At 38.8% G+C, this 21677-nt stretch carries 2 protein-coding genes; both read left to right on the top strand.

The window, feature by feature from the left end; genetic code table 11:
• Positions 1–6471, top strand: coding sequence for an amino acid adenylation domain-containing protein (locus tag AAG068_RS28440; protein ID WP_342720093.1), 6471 nt, complete (start codon positions 1–3; stop codon positions 6469–6471).
• Positions 6468–21341, top strand: coding sequence for a non-ribosomal peptide synthase/polyketide synthase (locus tag AAG068_RS28435; RefSeq protein WP_342720092.1), 14874 nt, complete (start codon positions 6468–6470; stop codon positions 21339–21341). Before AAG068_RS28440 ends, AAG068_RS28435 begins: the two co-directional genes overlap by 4 nt.
• Positions 21342–21677: the final 336 nt, after the last annotated feature.

Below are 21677 nucleotides of genomic sequence, written 5' to 3'. Positions count from 1 at the left end.
ATGGGAGATGTTATGGATATATATGGATTATCACCTTTGCAAAAAGGAATACTGTTTCATACTTTATACGATCAAGATGATGAGCATTCTTTTTCCTACATTGTACAAGTAGGCTTCTTGCTTGGGGGGCAATTGGATGTTGCTACTTTTGAAAAGGCCTGGGAATATGTTATTCATCGACATGAGGTTCTACGTTCAGTATTTGTGTGGGAGGAAGTAGAAAAACCACTACAAGCGGTTTACCAACGTGTTCCTTTTACTATCCATCAAGAGGATTGGAGCGCCCATCCACATGAGGAGAGGGTGAAGAAATTACACCAGTTTTTGACTGCAGATCGTAGAAAAGGATTTTTATTGGATGAAGCACCATTGATGAGAGTCACTGCGATTAAAGAAGCAGAAGGGGAAACGAGAATTATTTGGACACATCATCATATTTTGCTAGATGGTTGGAGTGTTTCATTGGTCTTTAGTGAAGTGATGGAAGTTTATCTCAAGATGATAAAGGGAGAATTGTTGAATCTTCCTAAATCTCTTCCTTATAAAAAATATATCCAGTGGATAAATAAACAAGATCAAAGTCAAGCAGAGGAATTTTGGAAAGAAGAATTAAAAGGGTTCTATGCACCTACGCCATTAGCGATGGAAAGAAAGGCTCAAGGGCAACAGAAGGGCTACGGAGAGTGTGTTTATCAGGTATCTGAGGAACTCACTGAGAATTTACAAGAGTGGGTAAGAAATAGTCGATTAACATTGAATACATTAGTACAAGGAGCATGGGCCTATTTGATGGGTAGGTATAGCGGTGAAAGTGACATCGTATTTGGCGTAACTAGCTCTGGACGTCCTACTGATTTGATAGGAGCAGAGAATATGGTAGGCCTATTTATTAACACATTACCTACTAGAATTCGATTAACGGATAATACATCTGTAGTAGATTGGCTTCGTAAAATACAGATGAAAGAAATGGAACGAAGACAATATGAGTATAATTCATTGATAGATATTCAAGGGTGGAGTGAGGTTCCGCGAAATAGCTCCTTATTTCATACCTTGTATGTGTTTGAAAATTATCCAATTCAAGGTGAGAGAAATGATGATTTAAGATTACTAGATGTTAAAAGCGCGGAACAAACAAATTATCCTTTAACACTCATTGTAATGCCTGGTAAGAAAATTACTTTAAAGTTGATGTATGATCGAAGCTATTTTAATGAAGAAACAATAAATCGGATTCAGAATCACTTATTGCAAATATTAATTCAGATGACGAAGAGCCTAGATTCAAAACTCTTTGAAATTACTCATTTAACAGCGGAAGAACAGATACAGTTATTAGAGCAATGGAATCATACTAAAGTAAATTATTCGGCTGAAGGCATGATTCATACGATGTTTGAGGAGCAAGTTAAAAAAACGCCGGAAGCAATCGCGGCTAGTTACGAAAATGAACAAATTACCTATAAAGAGTTGGAGGAGCGTGCGAATCAGCTAGCTCATTATTTACAAAAGCGTGGTGTAGGCCCAGAGTCTCTGGTTGGAGTATATATAGAACGTTCATTACAAATGATGATAGCGTTATTAGGTATTCTAAAATCAGGAGCAGCGTATGTTCCACTTGATCCTACTTATCCAGAGAGTCGGCTTCGATATATATTAGAGGATGCTGGAATCGAAGTACTAGTGACGGAAGAGAATTCTAAAAATTTGTTTGTATCTGAAAATGTTGAAACGATTTGTATGAATAAAGATTATACTGCAATTGAAAAAGAAGAAACAACCCCATGTATAAGTGGTGTAACAGGAAGAAGTTTAGCGTATGTTATGTATACTTCAGGATCTACAGGGAATCCAAAGGGAGTAATGATTGAGCATCATTCAGTAATCAATTATCTAGAATGGATGCAACATAAATATCCACTTTCTGAAAAGGATGTGGTCTTGCAGAAAACGCCATTCTCATTTGATGTCTCTGTTTGGGAGTTGTTTTGGGGTATTCACGTTGGTGCAAGTGTATCTTTCCTGCCTCCAGGTGGAGAAAAAGATCCTTCTATTATAGCTGAAGTGATTAAAAAACATCAGGTTACTATAGTTCAATTTGTACCTTCGATGTTATCTGTTTTCTTAGATCACTTCAATCATATTGAATTGAATATGTATTGTTCGTCCATACGCCATGTATTTTCTGGTGGGGAAGAACTAAGTTCAGGGTTGGTTAGACGATTTCAACAGAAATGGAATCATAGTGGACAAGTGAAATTAACCAACTTTTATGGACCAACTGAAGCCACTATTTATGTGAATGCATTTGATATTCAGCCAAATCAAGAATTTGTTTCTATTGGGCAGCCGATACAGAACACGCAATTATATGTATTAGACCAAAATCAACGCTTGCAATCAATAGGAATTGAGGGTGAGTTATATATTGGTGGTGCTGGTTTAGCACGTGGATACTTAAATCGTCCGAATCTTACTGCTGAAAAATTCGTTTCGCATCCATATCGATTGGGGGAACGACTATATCGAACAGGAGATTCAGTAAGATATCTAACTGATGGAAATTTAGAATTTATAGGTAGAATGGACCATCAAGTCAAAATGCGTGGTTTTAGGATTGAATTAGGAGAAATTGAAGCGACTTTAGAAAAATGTTCGTTTATTAAAGAGGCTGTCGTATTAGTGAGAGAAGATCGTCCAGGTGATCAACGATTGGTTGCATATGTAATGAGCGATGGAAATACCCAAGAGTGGAGAGAGTATTTACAAAACCAATTACCGAATCATATGATTCCAGCGCACCTTGTAGAGTTAGAACACTTCCCGCTTACTCCGAATGGGAAAATTGACCGAAAGGCCTTGCCAGCACCTGATGAGCAAACTATTGGAGATTTAAATGTTCTACCTCGGACGCCATCGGAAGAGCTTATTGCCTCAGTTTGGAGTCAAGTGTTAGGAACAGAAAATATCGGTATTCAAGATTCCTTCTTTGAACGGGGTGGGCACTCACTACTCGCTACTCAAATTGTTTCTCGATTACAAGAATTGTTCCAAATCAAAATCCCATTACGTGAACTTTTCAAGCACGATACAGTGGAGGCATTGGCGAAACGAGTAAATCAGTTACGAAAAGAAGATAAAAAACGAGAGGCTTCCCCCCTTGTACCTATGAAACGAGAAGAAGCTATTCCGCTTTCCTATGCGCAGAAACGTCTATGGTTTATTGATCAATTAATGTCAAATAGTGCTATGTACAATATTCATGCAGCGTGTCGCTTAACAGGTAAATGGTCAATTGAAGCGTTGGAGGTCGGATGGAATCAGTTGTTGGAGCGTCATGAATCATTACGGACGATAATTCTAGAACAAGAGGGTGAACCTTTTCAACAGGTTCAATCTCATGTATTCAGACATATCCCTCAAACGAATCTAACAGATCTCTCTTTGGAAGATAGGGAAAGAGAAATGAAACGGCTCATTCAAAATGAAGCGGAGGAACCATTTCATTTTGGACAAGGTCCTCTGATTCGAACACGAATATTGAAAGTGGACAGGGAAGAATGGGTTCTCATTTGTACGTTGCATCATATTATTTCAGATGGATGGTCAATGGGGATTTTACTTGAAGAATGGATGGTTTTTTATGAAGGAGTAATAAGCGGAAAACCGGCGGAATTGAAGGAGTTATCTATCCAATATGTAGACTTTGTCATGTGGCAGAAGGAATGGCAAAAAGAAGAGAATTTGGATCAGCACCTTCAATATTGGAAGGAAGAATTGGCTGGGGAGCTACCGATTTTACAATTACCGATGGATCGTCCTCGGCCTGCGGTTCAAACTCACCGTGGTGCAAGTCAGTCCTTAATGGTGGCGAATTCCCTACAGGAAAAGCTCAAAGATTTAAGTCTGCAAGAAGGATGCACTTTATTTATGACATTGATGGCAGCGTATCAAAGCTTCCTTTCTCGTTATACAGGACAGGACGACATCTTGGTTGGAAGCCCAATCGCTAATCGAAATGTTAAAGAGATTGAGGGATTAATAGGTTTCTTTGCAAATACGTTGGTTTATCGAGCTGATTTCAGTGAAAATCCAACGTTCCAAGAACTTTTGTCGCAGGTAAGAAAAAAAGCACTAAAAGCATTCGAGTATCAGGACATCCCATTTGAGAAAGTGGTAGAATCCGTAAAGCCGGAACGGAATACAAGTCATTCACCAATATTCCAAACCATGTTTACTTTACAGAATACGAAGCAAGAATTTCCTCAGCTATCTGACAGACAAATGGAACTCATGGAAAGCCATGCTTCTGTAGCGAAATTTGATTTGAGTTTATTTGTTACTGAGACGGAAGAAGGATTATCACTAACCTTTGAATACAATACTGATTTGTTTGATGATACAACCATTGAACGTATGACAAGCCATTTTGAGCATTGGTTAAATCAAATTGTCTCTCATCCAAAATGTTTATTATCAGAATTGAATATGTTATCGAAAGTAGAATATAAGCAATTACTAGAAGAATGGAATGAATCAGCTGTTATAGATATAGAAGAATGCGCGATTCATACATTGTTTGAAGAACAAGTAGAAAAAACACCAGAAGCAATTGCAGTAGTATGCGAAGATGAAGAACTAACATATCGAGAGTTGGACGAACGCTCGAATCAGCTGGCACATTATTTACAGAAAAATGGTGTAGGTTGCGAATCATTGGTTGGGATTTGTGTTACACGTTCATCTGAGATGATTGTAGGCCTCTTAGGAATTATGAAGGCAGGAGGAGCATATGTCCCAATAGATCCAGCGTATCCGGAAAGTCGACTGCAATACATTTTAGAGGATGCTCAAATAAAGGTACTGGTGACACAGGAAAAGTTACAACAAAAAATGGTTATACCTAAATTCGTTGACGTGATTTGTATTGATCGTAATCGAGCAGAAATAGAACAAGAAGTAACTACGGGATGTATGAGTGAAGTGACGGGCGATAACTTAGCCTATATTATCTATACTTCAGGTTCCACTGGAAATCCAAAGGGAGTAATGATTGAGCACAGGAATACAGTAACAATGATTCATTGGGCGCATCACACGTATTCCCGAAAGGAATTAGCGGGAGTGTTAGCTTCAACTTCGCTATCTTTTGATTTATCCGTTTTTGAAGTATTTGTTCCCTTAACAATGGGTGGTAAGGTGATTGTCACTGAAAATGCTCTACATCTAGAGGAGTTGTCTACCAAAGGTGTAACTTTGGTTAATACTGTGCCATCAGTAGCGAAGGAACTAGTTCGAGCAAAAACAATCCCTTCTTCGGTAAAGGTGATGAATTTGGCTGGAGAACCATTGCCATATTCGCTTGTGCAAGATTTATACAAGAGAAGTACGATTGAAAAGGTGTACAACCTATATGGACCGTCCGAAGATACTACGTATTCCACGTATATGGAATTAGAAAAGGGTGACATGCATAGGGTACCACCAATTGGTAAACCAATATTCAATACAGAAGTATATGTACTGAGTGCCGAACAAAAAATGGTTCCAATTGGTGTAGTTGGTGAGCTATACATTGGTGGATCAGGGTTAGCGCGTGGATATTTAAACCGCCCTGACTTAACGCAAGATCGTTTTATACCGCATCCGTTTAAAGAAGGAGAGCGAGTATACCGGACTGGAGATCTAGTAAGGTATTTACCAGATGGAAATTTGGAGTATGTTGGACGAATCGATCATCAAGTGAAAATTCGTGGGTTCCGGATTGAACTAGGAGAAATTGAAGCGACGTTACAAAGGCATACACTAGTTAACGAAGTTATTGTGATGGTGCGGGAAGATTATCCTGGCAATCCAAGTTTGATTGCCTATGTTGTAGGAGATGGAGATGCTCAAAAGTGGCGTGATTATCTCAAGGATCAACTACCAAGTTATATGATTCCAGCCTATTTTGTTGGATTAAATGCATTTCCACTCACTCCTAATGGGAAAATTGATAGGAAGGCCTTACCAGCACCAGAGAGACAGGAGATAGCAAGTGGTTATATTGCTCCTCGTACGTCTACGGAAAAAACAATCGTTTCGATATGGCATGAAGTTTTAGATATGGAAAACATCGGAATTCAAGATTCGTTTTTTGAAATTGGTGGCCATTCACTACTCGCTACGCAAGCTGTTTCCAATCTTAAAGAGGCTTTTGGAATCGAGATACCATTGCATGATTTATTTATGTTTCATACGGTGCAGCAATTGGCAGAACAGATTGATCAATTGCTCTTTAACAAAAATCAAGAAATGCAGAATGATAGTAAGGAGAATGTAAGTCTTCAAGACTATATTCAAAAAGAAGCAGAAGTCAGTAATGATGAAGAATTACTAGAACTGCTTAAGCAATTAGAAGAGCTATCAGAGGAAGAAGCACAAGGGATATTCGAGAGTAATTTGATTCAGGAAGGGGTAAAAAAATGAAAAGTGATTTACTTGCAAAGCTGAGTTCACTTTCTCCTGAGAAGAGAGCATGGCTTCAGAAGCAAATGCAAAAAAAGGAGAATAAAGAAGCACTCCCGTTGTCTTATGCACAAAAACGTTTGTGGTTTATGGACAGATTTAACCCAAACAGTTCTTTATATAATATTCCAACAGTATGGCATCTAAAAGGAAATTGGATACCTGAAGCATTAGAGAAGGGATTCAATCGACTCATTGAACGTCATGAATCATTACGAACTGTTTTTAAAGAAATAGGAGAACAGCCTGTGCAACAAATTGTCGAATTCCTTCCTAGAGCATTACCTGTAAGGGATTACTCTCAACTTCCTCTAGAGGTAAAAGAAAAAGAGGTAGATAGTTTAATTGCGAGAGAAGCGCAAGAACCATTTGATTTAATGAATGGTCCTTTAATTCGTAATCAGCTTGTTCAATTAGAGAAGGATGAATGGTTATTACTGTGTACGATGCATCATATTATTTCTGATGCTTGGTCCATTGGTATATTGATGAATGAATTACTTGCTTTCTATGAAGAAGAAACGGGCGGAAATCCTGCTAAATTAAGTTCATTATCCATTCAATATGCAGACTTTGCGAAGTGGCAAAAGGAGTGGTTGCAAGGTGATGTGCTAAATCGTCAGCTTACGTATTGGCAGGAAGAATTGTCTGGTGAGCTTCCTATCTTACAACTGCCAGTGGATCGACCTCGACCGGTTAAGCAGACTTACTCTGGGGCTGCGTATCATGTGATTTTTCCTTATAAATTGCTCAGTCAATTGAAGGATATAAGTCGACAAGAAGGATCTACTTTATTTATGACTTTAATGGCCGCATACCAGAGCTTTCTTGCTCGTTATACGGGACAAAAAGATATTCTAGTTGGTAGTCCGATTGCAAATCGGAACCATAAGGGAGTAGAAGGATTAATTGGTTACTTTGTTAATACGTTGGTTTATCGATCAGATTTGAGTGGCACCCCTACTTTTCGGGAGATTTTGAACCAAACAAAGAAAAAGGCGTTAAAAGCTTACGAATATCAAGATATACCATTTGAAAAAGTGGTAGAAGCTGTGCAACCGGAACGAAGCATGAGTCATTCCCCTATATTTCAGACCATGTTTACGCTACAGAATATAAAACAAGAACGACTAGATTTGCCTGATAGAAGTATTGAAATGGTAGAAAGTAATATGTCTATTGCTAAATTTGATTTGAGCTTAACTGCCTATGAAGTGGAAGAAGGTCTATTTGTCTCATTTGAATACAACACGGATTTATTTGATAGTAGTACCATTGCACGTATGGCAGGACATTTTGAGAACTGGTTAAATGAAATCACGTATCATCCAGATGAATCATATACAAAGCTGTCAATGTTATCGGATACTGAGCAAAAACAACTCCTAGAAGAATGGAATAATACGGACGTAGTTTATAGTCATGATTGTATGATTCATGAGCTATTTGAGCAGCAAGTTGCACGGACACCTGATGCAGTGGCGGTAGTTTATGAGGGTGGAAAGCTAACGTATCAAGAACTTAATAAAAAATCGAATCAATTGGCACATTTTCTACAAAAACGAGGTATCGGACCTGAATCATTAGTCGGTATATGTATTGAACGTTCTCCTGATATGATTATCGGTCTCTTTGGGATTTTGAAGGCAGGTGGGGCTTATGTCCCACTGGACCCAAGTTATCCCGAAAACCGCCTGAGATATATTTTGGAGAATTCACAAATTCAAGTGCTGTTAACAAAAGAGACACTACAGGACTGGTTACCTAAAGATATTCAAGCAATTTGTTTAGACCGGGATCAAGCGATGATTTCTAAAGAGAGTAATTTAGCTCCGGTAAGTGGAGTAACCGCAAATAACTTAGCCTATATCATATACACTTCGGGTTCGACGGGAAATCCAAAGGGGGTAATGATTGAACATCATTCCGTTATCAATCGCCTACAGTGGATGCAGAAAAAATATCCATTGGCCGAGGAGGATACAATCCTACAAAAGACACCGTTTTCGTTCGATGTTTCTGTCTGGGAATTATTTTGGTGGTCATTTGTAGGAGCACGTGTTTGTTTACTTCCACCTGGAGGAGAGAAAGATCCTGCGGTGATTGAGGAGTATATTGAACGATATCGTGTGTCCACCATGCATTTTGTTCCGTCGATGTTATCTACTTTCTTAGATTATATGGAACTATATAATTCGAAAAGGGATGTCTCGTCTTTAATTCAAGTTTTTACTAGTGGAGAAGCGTTAAACACTGAGCAGGTTCGCCGGTTTAAGGGGATCTTTTACAATGAGCAAACAAAGTTAATTAACTTGTATGGTCCTACTGAAGCGACTGTGGATGTGACTTATTATGATTGTGATTTAGAAAAAGAAGCAATGCTTATTCCAATTGGTCGTCCGATTGATAATACAGGGTTGTATGTGTTAGATCAATATCAACAAGTGGTCCCGATTGGTGTGGCAGGGGAACTTTACCTTGGAGGAGTAGGATTGGCACGTGGCTACTTCAATCGACCAGATTTAACTACTGAACGTTTTATTCCGCATCCTTTTAAGGACGGAGAACGATTATATCGAACGGGTGACTTGGTGAGATATATGAATGATCGTAACTTAGAATATATTGGAAGAATAGATAACCAAGTTAAAATTAGAGGATTCCGAATTGAATTGGGAGAAATTGAAGCAGCTTTACATGATCACTCATCTGTAAAAGAGGCAGTCGTGTTGGTGAAGGAAGATCGACCAGGAGATAAGCAGTTAGTAGCTTATGTAGTGGGTGAAGGGGATACTGGGGAGTGGCGTGAATATCTCAAGAAGCAACTGCCACATTATATGGTTCCGGCATACTTTTTCAAAATTGAAGGTATGCCACTCACTCCAAATGGTAAGGTGAATCGGAAAGCCTTACTGGAATTAGAAGAACAGTTCATAAGTGAAGATATTACTTCATCACGAACACCAGTGGAGGAGCTTATCGTTTCCGTTTGGAGCCAAGTGTTAGGAATAAAAAATATTAGTGTTCAGGATTCCTTTTTTGAAATCGGTGGTCATTCACTACTAGCTACTCAAGTAGTGTCACGTTTACAGGGAATTTTTCAAATCGAATTACCAGTACGTGAACTATTTGAATATACAACGGTGGAGTCACTAGCAAAGCGATTAGATCAGTTACGTAAAGGAGATAAAAAACGAGAGATTCCGCCTCTAATACCAATGAAACGAGGAGAAGCTATTCCACTATCTTATGCCCAACAACGCTTATGGTTTATTGATCAATTTACACCTAATAGTGCCCTTTACAATATGCCAATGGTATGCCACCTTACAGGGAATTGGCTACTTGAAGCATTGGAAACGGGATGGAATCAACTAATAGAACGTCATGAATCACTGCGGACGGTCTTTCACGAAGTGAACGGTCAACCGGTACAGCAAATTAAACCGTATGCTTTTCAATCAATTCCGAAAACGGATTTAACTATGCTTTCTTCTGAAGATCAAGAAGAAGAAGTTAAACGTTTAATTCAACAAGAAACAGAAGTGCCATTTGATTTAACAGAGGGTCCATTAATCAGGGCAAGTATTTTGCACGTGGGAGAGGAAGAATGGATACTCCTTTGTACTCTACATCATATCATTTCAGATGGATGGTCAATGGGAATCCTACTTGAAGAATGGATGGCATTTTATGAGAAAGCAACGGATGGAAAGGTAGCGGAACTTGAACCATTGCCGGTTCAATATGCCGACTTTGCTCAGTGGCAAAAAGGATGGCTAAAGGAGGAGGTGCTTGATCAACAACTCCAATATTGGAGGGAAGAATTGTCTGGGGAGCTTCCTGTACTCCAACTTCCTATGGATCGCCCGCGTCCCGCGATACAAACTCATCACGGGTCGATATACACTCTGGTTCTGCCAAGCACGCTACATGATAAATTGAATGAACTTAGTCGAAAAGAAGGGGCTACACTCTTCATGACGCTTTTAGCTGCATATCAAAGTTTTCTATCTCGTTATACGGGACAAGAAGATATTCTGGTCGGAAGCCCAATTGCGAATCGGAATTATAGAGAAATTGAAGGACTAATTGGTTTCTTCGTTAACACGCTGGTTTATCGAGCTAATTTGAGTGGTAGACCGACATTTCAAGATGTACTGTATCAGGTTCGTCAAAAGGCATTGAAGGCGTATGAATATCAAGATATTCCATTTGAAAAAATTGTAGAAGTTGTGCAACCGGAGCGAAGTACAAGTCATTCGCCAATCTTCCAGACTATGTTCATTTTGCAAAATATGAAACAAGAGTTTCCGGTGTTATCTAGTAGAAGTATTGAAATGATAGAAAGCCATAGTCCAATTGCAAAGTTTGATTTAAGTGTAATGGCGGCTGAGACGGAAGAGGGGTTACTTTTTACTTTTGAGTATAATAAGGATTTATTCAATGCTACTACTATTGAACGGATGGCAGGACACTTTGAGAAATGGCTACATGAAGTTTCTCATCGTCCACAAAATCCGTTGCATGACCTGAGTATGCTATCAGAACCCGAGCGTACTTTGTTATTAGAAACATGGAATGACACTGTAATGGAAATGTCTCATCAGGGTCTTGTTTGCGACAGATTTGAGGAGCAAGTAGCAAGGCGTCCTGATGCGATTGCGGTAGTTGATCAAACAAAACAGTGGACTTATGGTGAACTGGATACACAAGCAAATCAGTTGGCAAATGTTTTACAACGAAAGGGAGTAGCCCCAGAGTCAGTGGTAGGAGTTTATCTTCCGAGGTCAGCTGAGCTGATGGCAAGTTTACTAGGCATTTTAAAAGCTGGTGGAGCTTATGTCGTTTTAGATCCGTTGTATCCAAAATCAAGATTAGAATACATGATTGAAGATGCAGGAATTCAATTTGTAGTGACGGCGGAAGGACAAGAAGGACATTTCGCACACGTCGAAATGGTGAGGTTAGAAGAATTAACGGTGGAAAGCATAATCGCACCTACACGTCAATTAAATCCAGAGAACTTAGCCTATATTGTCTATACCTCTGGTTCTACAGGAAAACCGAAGGGTGTCATGGTTGAATATCGCTCATTAATGAATATGGTTTCTTGGCATCAGGAAGTTTATCATATTTCAGCAGAGGATCGTGCGACTCAGATTGCAGGGGTTGCTTTTGATTCGGCTGTCCAGGAGATTTGGCCGTATCTAACTGCTGGCGCAGCACTCTACCTGTCAACAGAGGAACTGAGAATTAATCCAGAAGCACTAAGGGACTGGCTCATTGATTCACGAATAACAGCTAGCTTTGCACCTACGCCTATTCTGGAAAGGCTCTTGAAATTATCTTGGCCAGATAAAACGGATCTTCGTTTTATCATTACTGGTGGGGATCAATTAACGCAGTATCCATCTAACGATATTCCTTTTGCGGTAATTAATCAGTATGGTCCATCGGAAAATACCGTTGTTACCACAGATTGTTATGTACCTGTAGGAGTGACAACAGGTACGCCATCGATTGGTCGACCGATTGCGAATACAGAAGTTTATGTGTTAGATTCTCATCTTCAGCTAGTACCAATTGGTGTAATTGGAGATCTCTATATTGGAGGGAAGAGTCTTGCACGTGGATATGCTAATCGTCCGGATCTTACAAAGGAAAAATTTATTCCACATCCTTTCAAGTCAGGAGAACGTCTCTATTATACAGGAGACAAAGCAAGTTATCTTTCTGATGGTAATCTCCAGTTCCATGGACGTATAGATGACCAAGTGAAAATTCGTGGTTTCCGGATTGAATTGGGAGAAATAGAAGCTGTTTTGCAGGCACATTCTTCTGTGAAAGAAGCAGTTGTATTGGTACGAGAGGATAATCAAGGTGACAAGAGATTAGTAGCTTATGTAGTTGGTGAAGGAAGGGTACATGAATGGCGAGAACATCTACAAACACATTTACCAAATTATATGGTTCCAACAAACTTTATTGAGATGGAATTTTTACCACTTACACCGAATGGAAAACTTGATTTGAAGGCATTGCCTATACTTAGTGAACAATCCGCCGAAAATACTGTATACCCACGAACTCCGCTGGAAGAACTTATCGCTTCAGTGTGGAGTCAAGTGCTAGGAATAGGGGACATTGGTGTTCAGGATTCTTTCTTTGAGCTTGGTGGTCACTCTCTACTTGCTACACAAGTGGTCTCACGCTTACAGGAAGTCTTTCAAATCAAATTACCGGTACGTGAACTGTTCGAATATTCAACGGTCGAGGCATTATCGAAACGAATAGATCAGTTACGTAAGGGGAGCGAAAAACGAGAAATTCCACCATTGGTGCCGATGGAACGCGGAAATAATATTCCACTATCTTATGCCCAACAGCGCTTATGGTTTATTGATCAATTTGCACCTAATAGTGCACTTTATAATATGCCAATGGTATGCCGCCTTACAGGGAATTGGTTACCTGAAGCATTGGAGTTAGGATGGAATCAGTTAATAGAGCGTCATGAATCTTTGCGGACGGTATTTCATGAAGAGGAAGGTCATCCTGTGCAGCAGATTCAACCTTATATTTTCCGTCCTCTGCCGCAAATGGACCTAACTAAGCTTTCATTAGAGGAGAGAGAAAGAAAGTTGGAGCAATGGATTCAAACTGAAGTTGAATCTCCATTTGATTTAGAACAAGGACCATTGTTCCGTGGACAAATCATAAGAATTTCAGAAGAAGAATGGGTTCTTCTGTGTAATATGCATCATATTATCTCAGATGGATGGTCGATGGAAATCTTGCTTCAAGAATGGATGACATTTTATGAGAATGCGATTTGGGAAAAACAAGCAGAGCTGGAACCACTACCAGTTCAATATGCCGATTTTGCTCAGTGGCAAAGAGGATGGTTGAAAGATGAAGTACTAAATCAACAACTTGCATATTGGAAGGAAGAATTATCTGGTGAGTTACCAGTCTTAATGTTGCCAATGGATCGTCCGCGTCCGCCAGTGCAAACCCACCATGGATTAACTCATAATGTTTTGTTATCGCGCCCATTACTGGATAAATTAAACGAACTAAGTCGTCAAGAAGGGGCCACACTTTTCATGACCTTATTGGCATCGTATCAAAGTTTCCTTGCTCGTTATACGGGACAAACGGATATTATTGTTGGCAGCCCAATTGCAAATCGAAATTATCGAGAAATTGAAGGACTGATTGGTTTCTTTGTCAATACATTGGTTTATCGAGCTGATTTAAGTAATGCACCGGCATTTCAAGAGTTGTTGTCTCAAGTGCGGATAAAAGCATTGAAGGCATATGAGTATCAAGATGTTCCGTTTGAGAAAATTGTAGAGGTTATCCAACCTGAACGAAATACAAGCCATTCTCCGATTTTCCAAACCATGTTTACTTTGCAAAATACGGGACAGAAGCTACCAGAACTACATGGAAGAAATATAGAAGTAATGGAAAGTAATGTTCCAATCGCTAAGTTTGATTTAAGTTTAACAGCTGCAGAAGTGGAAGAGGGTTTATTGCTTACTTTTGTTTATAGGACGGATTTATTTGACAGCATAACTATTGAATCCATGGCTGAACATTTTGGAAACTGGTTGAATGTAATCGTAGAGAATCCTGATAAATCATTAGCTAAGTTGCCTATATTATCAGGATTACAGCAAAAAGAGTTGGAAGAGTGGAATAATGATGCTGTAGCATATCCACGGGAAAGTGCGATTCATCAGCTGTTTGAAGAGCAAGTAAATCGTACACCTGACGCGGTGGCAGTAGTAGATGAAAAACAGCAGTTAACATATCGAGAGCTTAATGAAAAAGCTAATCAATTGGCCCACTATCTTCAGCAATGCGGAATTGGGACTGAATCATTAGTTGGACTTTGCTTTGAGCGTTCAGTTGAGATGATTGTTGGTATTATGGGGATCTGGAAGGCTGGAGCAGCCTATGTTCCATTGGACCCATCATATCCAGAAAGTCGCATACGATATATTTTGGAGGACACTGGAGTTCAAGTATTAGTTACGAATGAGTCATTAGAAGGTTGGATACCCAAAGAAGTTAAGGCAGTTTGTCTAGATAGGGATCAAGCAATGATTTCAAAAGAAAGCATTCTTTCACCAAAATGTGAAGTAACAGGAGAAAACCTAGCGTATGTTATCTATACTTCGGGATCGACGGGGAATCCAAAGGGTGTCTTGATACAGCATCATTCTGTAATAAACTTGTCGCATGGTTTACAAAAAGAGGTTTTCGAACATGAGATACCATCTAACATGCATGTCGGTTTAAATGCGTCAATTGCCTTTGATGCATCTATTCAGCAATTACAAATGCTGTTGTATGGTTCAAGTTTGTATATTATTCCGAATGAAGTACGAAGTGATCCGGAACAGTTTGTAGCTTATATTAGGGAGAACAAGTTAGCAATCTTTGATATAACACCTTCAATGCTTCAATTACTTATAGATGCCGGATTGTTAGAAACGTACGATGGTGTTCATGTTCCAAGTAAGGTATTGGTTGGCGGCGAAGCGATTATGCCGTCATTATGGGAACAGCTAGTAGAGACTGATAAAATTGAGTTTTATAATGTATATGGTCCTACAGAATGTACGGTTGATGCAACATGCTATCATATCAAAAAAGATAGTGAGAGAGTAACGATTGGGCGTCCGTTGCCTAACGTTCAAACTTATGTATTGGATAGAAATGAGTTGCCAGTTCCAGTTGGTGTGATGGGTGAACTTTATATCGGAGGAGCGGGTCTAGCGAGGGGATACTTAAATCGTCCAGAGTTAACATCCGAACGATTTATTTCTCATCCATTCAAAGAAGGCGAGAGATTATATAGAACAGGCGATCTCGTGAGATATCTTTCTGATGGTAATATAGACTATTTAGGAAGAATGGATAATCAAGTGAAGATTAGAGGATTTCGAATCGAACTTGGGGAGATTGAGTCGACTTTACAGGAGCATGACTTGATAAAAGAGGCAGTTGTAATAGTTAGGGAAAATCAGTCGGCAGATAAGAGGTTGGTAGCTTATATAGTGGGCGAAGGCAGTTTAGAAGAATGGCGTGAGTATCTTAAAATAAAACTGCCAATCCATATGATACCTTCCTACTTTGTCGAAATGAAAGAATTACCGCTAACCATAAATGGAAAGGTTGATCGGAAATCATTGCCTATACTAGATTATCAAGGAACACAAGAAGGCTACGTAGCCCCAAGAAATGATCGTGAACATAAGCTTTCTATCATTTGGGAACGTGTGCTGGGTTCAAAACGTATTGGTATTTATGATAACTTTTTTGAAATTGGTGGAGATTCAATTCTTAGCATTCAGATTGTCTCTCGTGCGAAGCAAACTGGTTTACAATTGACACCAAAACAAATATTTGAACACCAAACGATTGCTGAGTTGGCGCAAGTAGTCAAAGAAGAACAAGGTGTACAAGCAGAACAAGGAATTATAACTGGAGAGACGATACTTACACCTATTCAGCAGAGGTTTTTTGCACAAAATCATCCTAACCCACATCATTGGAATCAATCCATGTTCTTTAGAACGAAAGAAAAATTGGACATAGGATCACTGGAAAAGGCAGCGCGTAACCTTCTACTTCATCATGATGCCCTGCGTTTAAGATATGAACGTTTGCCTAATGGGACTTGGGAACAGTGGAATGAAGGAATTGAAGAACAATTGATGCTGACTGTCATTTCATTAGACGAAGTGGCGGAAGCCGATTGGCATGAAGTTATTCAAAAAGAGATTAATATTGCACAAGAAAGTTTGAATTTACATGATGGTCCGTTAATGAGAATGGTGTATTTTGATGAAGGTGAGAAAACTGGCCGATTATTTTGGACAATTCATCACTTAGCCGTGGATGGTGTTTCCTGGCGAATTTTATTGGAAGATCTGCAAACAGCGTATACTCAAGCGATTCAAGGGCAGAAAATTCAATTACCTATGAAGAGTACATCTTTTAAAGAATGGTCGGAGAAATTACAACATTACGCTGAAACTAGAATAACAAAAGAAGTGCTGCATTACTGGGAGCAGCAGTCTGAACAAGACGTAGTTAAACTGCCGATAGATGGTACTATAAGTAATTCAGTAAGCGCAGTAACTGAGGAAATTACTGTGGTGTTAAATGAGAATGAGACCCGTATGTTATTGCAAGAGACTTTAAGCACTCACCGTGTCCAAATCAATGAAGTATTATTAGCAGCATTGGTACAAGCTACAGCAGCATGTACAGGGCAGACGATATTGAGCGTGGATTTAGAGGGGCATGGTAGAGAAGAAATTATTGAAGATGTTGACTTATCGAGAACCGTGGGATGGTTTACAAGTATTTACCCTGTTCACTTAAATATTACTAGTGCTAATACGCCAATTGCAGCATTAAAAGCAGTTAAAGAACAAGTTCGCAAAATTCCTAATAAGGGTGTTGATTATGGAGTGTTGCGTTACATGAACGCAACAATGTGTGAGCAATTGAGCTCTCAAAATACACCGTCTATTAGTTTTAACTATCTTGGACAATTTGATCAAATGTTTTCTAGCGATGCAATGTTTATGCCGGAGAACGAATTTAAGCGTTTAGATCATGCTGCCGGTTCCAAGCGATCGCATGTAATTGATGTAATTGGGGTTGTAACGAATGGAAAACTTCAGTTCACTTGGGTATACAATGTTGGACAATTCGCCAAATCAACGATTCAAAGTATTGCACAGAATATGCTATATCAACTGAGCAGATTGATTCAACCTTCAGATAGAGAATCTGCACTGACCATTTCGGATTTTACGATGGCTAATCTTAACCAAGTAGGTTTGACAAATGTACTAAACAAAATGAATCGTGGAAAGAACAATCAGATTACTGATTTATATCCACTATCACCTTTGCAAGAAGGTATGATTTTCCACACACTGCATGACCAAGGGAATGAACATGTTGCACCGTATATAGTGCAATTAAGTTTTATGATTAAAGGGAAAATGGATATTCCTACTTTTGAGCAGGCGTGGAAATCTGTAATTCAGCGGCATGAAATTTTTCGTACAGCATTTGTTTGGGACGAAATTGAAGAACCATTACAAGTGGTGTATGAAAATATCCCATTTAAAGTGAACAAAGAAGACTGGCGTACAATGACAACTAAAGAGATAGAGGAAAAAAGAAAAGTCTTTTTGGCATTAGATCGAAAACAAGCCTTCCAATTTGATGAAGCGCCATTGATGCGGGTAACGGTCATTCAAGAAGGTGAGGAAGAATATCGGATTGTTTGGACACATCACCATATTTTACTGGATGGATGGAGTTTACCATTGGTCTTTAATGAATTACTTACAGTCTATCAGAAGAGAATGAATGGAGAAGCTGTAAAGTTACCTAAACCCTCACCATATAAGAAATATATCCAATGGCTCAGAGAACAAGATAAGGAGCAGGCGGAACAATTCTGGAGAGAAAAGCTTAAAGGTTTTACTGCACCAACTTTGCTGGGCTTAGAAAGTAAAGAGGAAGAAAAAGGTTATACAGAAAAGGTTACCTATTTATCAGAAGAGCAGACTCAAGCGTTACAAGGATGGGCGAAACGAAATAAACTTACTTTGAGTACAGTAATTCAAGGTGCATGGGCATATCTCATGAGCCGATATAGTGGAGAAAATGACATTGTTTTTGGTGTAACAAGCTCAGGGCGTCCTACGGAGATTATTGATGTTGAAAACATCGTAGGTCCTTTCATTACAACGTCACCGACGCGAATTCAATTGATGAATGATATAAAAGTAATAGATTGGTTGCAGAAGATACAAGAGGAAGAGATAGAAAGAAGACAATATGAGTATGCTTCTTTGACAGAGATTCAGGGGTGGAGTGAGGTTCCTAGAGGTACACCGCTGTTCAATTGTTTATATGTGTTTGAAAATTATCCAGTGAAAGAAGAATCTTCAGAAAATCTGGAAATTAGTGAATTGAAAGGGGTAGAACAAACCCACTACCCATTAGGATTGGCTGTAGTTCCAGGAATCCAGTTATCGTTAAAGTTAATGTATGACCGTAGTAAGTTTAATAGAGTAACCATTGAACGAGTGTTGGGTCATTTACACCAAGTGTTGATGCAAATGCTCAAAAACATTGATCAAACTCTATCGGAGCTGGTATATATTACGGAAGCTGAACAAAGACAACTATTAGAAGAATGGAATGATAATGCTATATCCTATCCACGTGAGAATGTGATTCATCAACTATTCGAACAGCAAGTAAATCGTACGCCTGACGCGGTGGCAGTGGTAGATGAAAAACAGCAACTAACATATCGTGAGCTGAATGAAAGAGCTAATCAATTGGCCCATCATCTACAGAAATGTGGAATTGGGACAGAGTCATTGGTTGGCCTATGTTTTGAGCGTTCAGTTGAGATGGTTGTTGGTCTCATGGGAATTTGGAAGGTTGGAGCAGCCTATGTTCCATTGGATCCATCGAATCCGGAAAGCCGCCTGCAATATATTTTAGAAGACACAGGAATTAAAGTGTTAGTTACAAATGAGGTATTACTAGGATGGATACCTAAAGACATCAAGACAGTTTGCCTAGATAGGGACCAAGCAATGCTTTCTCAAGAAAGCAAACTTTCACCAATATGTGAGGTAACAGGGGAAAACTTAGCGTATGTTATCTATACTTCTGGTTCGACAGGGAATCCAAAGGGAGCTTTAGTACAGCACCATTCTGTAATAAACCTATCCTATGGTTTACAAAAAGAAGTTTTCTCACATGAGATACCTATGCGCGTCGGTTTGAATGCGTCAATTGCCTTTGATGTATCTATTCAGCAATTACAAATGTTGCTTTATGGTTCAAGTTTATATATTATCCCAAGTGAAGTTCGCACTAATCCGAAACAATTTGTGTCCTATATTAGGGAGAATAAATTGGAAATGTTTGATATGACACCTTCATTACTTCAATTACTTATAGATGGAGGATTGCTAGAAATAAGTGCTGATGTTCATGTGCCAAGCAAGATATTGGTCGGTGGTGAAGCAATCATGCCGTCATTATGGGAACAGCTAGTAGAGACTGAAAAAATTGATTTTTATAACGTATACGGTCCTACAGAATGTACGGTTGATGCAACGTGTTATCATATCGAAACAGATAGTAAGAGAGTTACAATTGGACGTCCGTTGCCGAACGTTCAAACTTATGTATTAGATAAAAATTTGTTACCTGTCCCAGTTGGTGTAACAGGTGAGCTATATATTGGTGGGGCAGGTATAGCGCGAGGATACTTGAATCGTCCAGAATTAACAGCAGAGCGATTCATCCGTCATCCATTTAATGAAGAAGAGCGTTTATATCGTACGGGAGATTTGGTTCGTTATTTACCTGATGGTAATTTAGATTACTTGAGAAGAATTGATAATCAAGTGAAAATTCGAGGATTCCGTATTGAACTTGAAGAGATTGAAGCAAATCTAGAGAGTCATCCATTGGTAAAAGAAGCAGTAGTTTTGGTGACAGAGGATAAATTAGGAGAGCAGAGATTGGTTGCTTATGTAGTTGGAGATGGAAGTATGTATGACTGGCGTGAATATCTCAAGACACAAGTACCGAATTATATGGTTCCCGCACACTTTATAAAGGTAGACAAGATTCCTCTTACACCGAATGGAAAAGTTGATCGAAAGGCATTGAACAGTTTAACAATTCAAAGAGAAAATAATTTGTCTACAACAATCATTCCAAGGGATGAAATTGAATATCAGTTGATTAAAATCTGGCAGGATGTGTTACAGATAGAAGATGTCTATGTAAATGATGATTTCTTTAATAGAGGGGGACATTCTCTCCTTGTAATTAAATTGATTTCAAAAATTAAGGAGAAGTTTGGAAAAGAGATTAAGGTGTCTACATTGATTAAGAATCCAACATTGGAAGGAATCGCATGCCTTATTCGTGATAAGCATGATATGACAAAATCTGTATCAGCGCTGGTTCCACTACAAGAATCAGAGAAAAAACCTTTCTTTTGCGTTCATCCGTTTATGGGAAATGTATTTTGTTACATTCAACTAGCAAGATTGCTTAAGAACCAATGTTCATTTTATGGTTTACAGAATCCTCTCATAGAAAAGAGAGGAATTGATGATTTGACCTTGGCGGAAGTAATTCAACTTTACATTGAAGAAATAAAACGTGTTCAGCCAGAAGGCCCATATCGTCTTGGAGGATGGTCTTTAGGCGGTGCAATTGCTTATAAAATTGCAACTGTATTAAGGAATCAAGGAGAGGAAGTTGAGTTTTTGGTACTAATGGATACTAAAGTACCTTCAGAGCAAGATCGTAAAACTAGGGAGGATATGCTCTCATATATATCTGAACATTTCATTCCTAGAGATCTTACTGAGCAGGAAGAAGACCTCGTCCATAAGCAAGATATGCTAGTGGAGCGATTAATTATGGAAGGAGTACTCCCGCCTGATGCAAATCTTATGAATTTGAAGCAAGTTACCAATGCTCATAGGAAATGCCTGAACTTAATGGCAGAGAATGATTTGATACCATACTTTGGAGAAGTTATCTACTTTAGTGCTGAGGAAGGAAAAGAGTTGTTTACAGATTGGGGGCCTTTATTAAAAGGAAGAGTAAATAAGTATTCTGTCCCTGGATCACATGAAGAAATAGTAGACTGCCCCGCAGTTGAAAAGATAGCTAAGTACCTATTAAATGAATTTGAAGGGATAAAAGAAACATCCCTTTCATTAACTGAAGAGTAGAGAGTGTAAAAGATGCAACACTATGAACGAAAAGGGCAGCCCAATAACTGCAAATAAAGTTTAGGCAATAATGAACATATCAAGAGTATTACTTTTTAAGAGGATAATGGAAAAATTACTTGATAGAGACATAGAAACCTATATGAGTTGCTCATAGAATGATGTAAATGCTCTCCATTTTTTGTAATAGAAACTAATGCTTTGATGATATTACTGAGGAAAGGTGTATATTTTCATTGATATGTAAATATGCACCTTTTTTATTATATTTGCAATTTAATAAAGCTAATTTGAATTTATGTAACGCACATATATGAAGCCATCCTTTAAAAAAGG

Origin of the sequence: Bacillus paramycoides (assembly GCF_038971285.1) — a bacterium.
Lineage (GTDB): Bacteria > Bacillota > Bacilli > Bacillales > Bacillaceae_G > Bacillus_A.
The sequence above is the reverse complement of the archived record's forward strand: the minus strand, read 5'-3'. Positions and strand labels throughout refer to the sequence as shown.

Bases quoted from the DNA above. Each gene is read 5' to 3' on its own strand.
- AAG068_RS28440 (WP_342720093.1), top strand. From the start codon at position 1: ATGGGAGATGTTATGGATATATATGGATTATCACCTTTGCAAAAAGGA.
- AAG068_RS28435 (WP_342720092.1), top strand. From the start codon at position 6,468: ATGAAAAGTGATTTACTTGCAAAGCTGAGTTCACTTTCTCCTGAGAAG.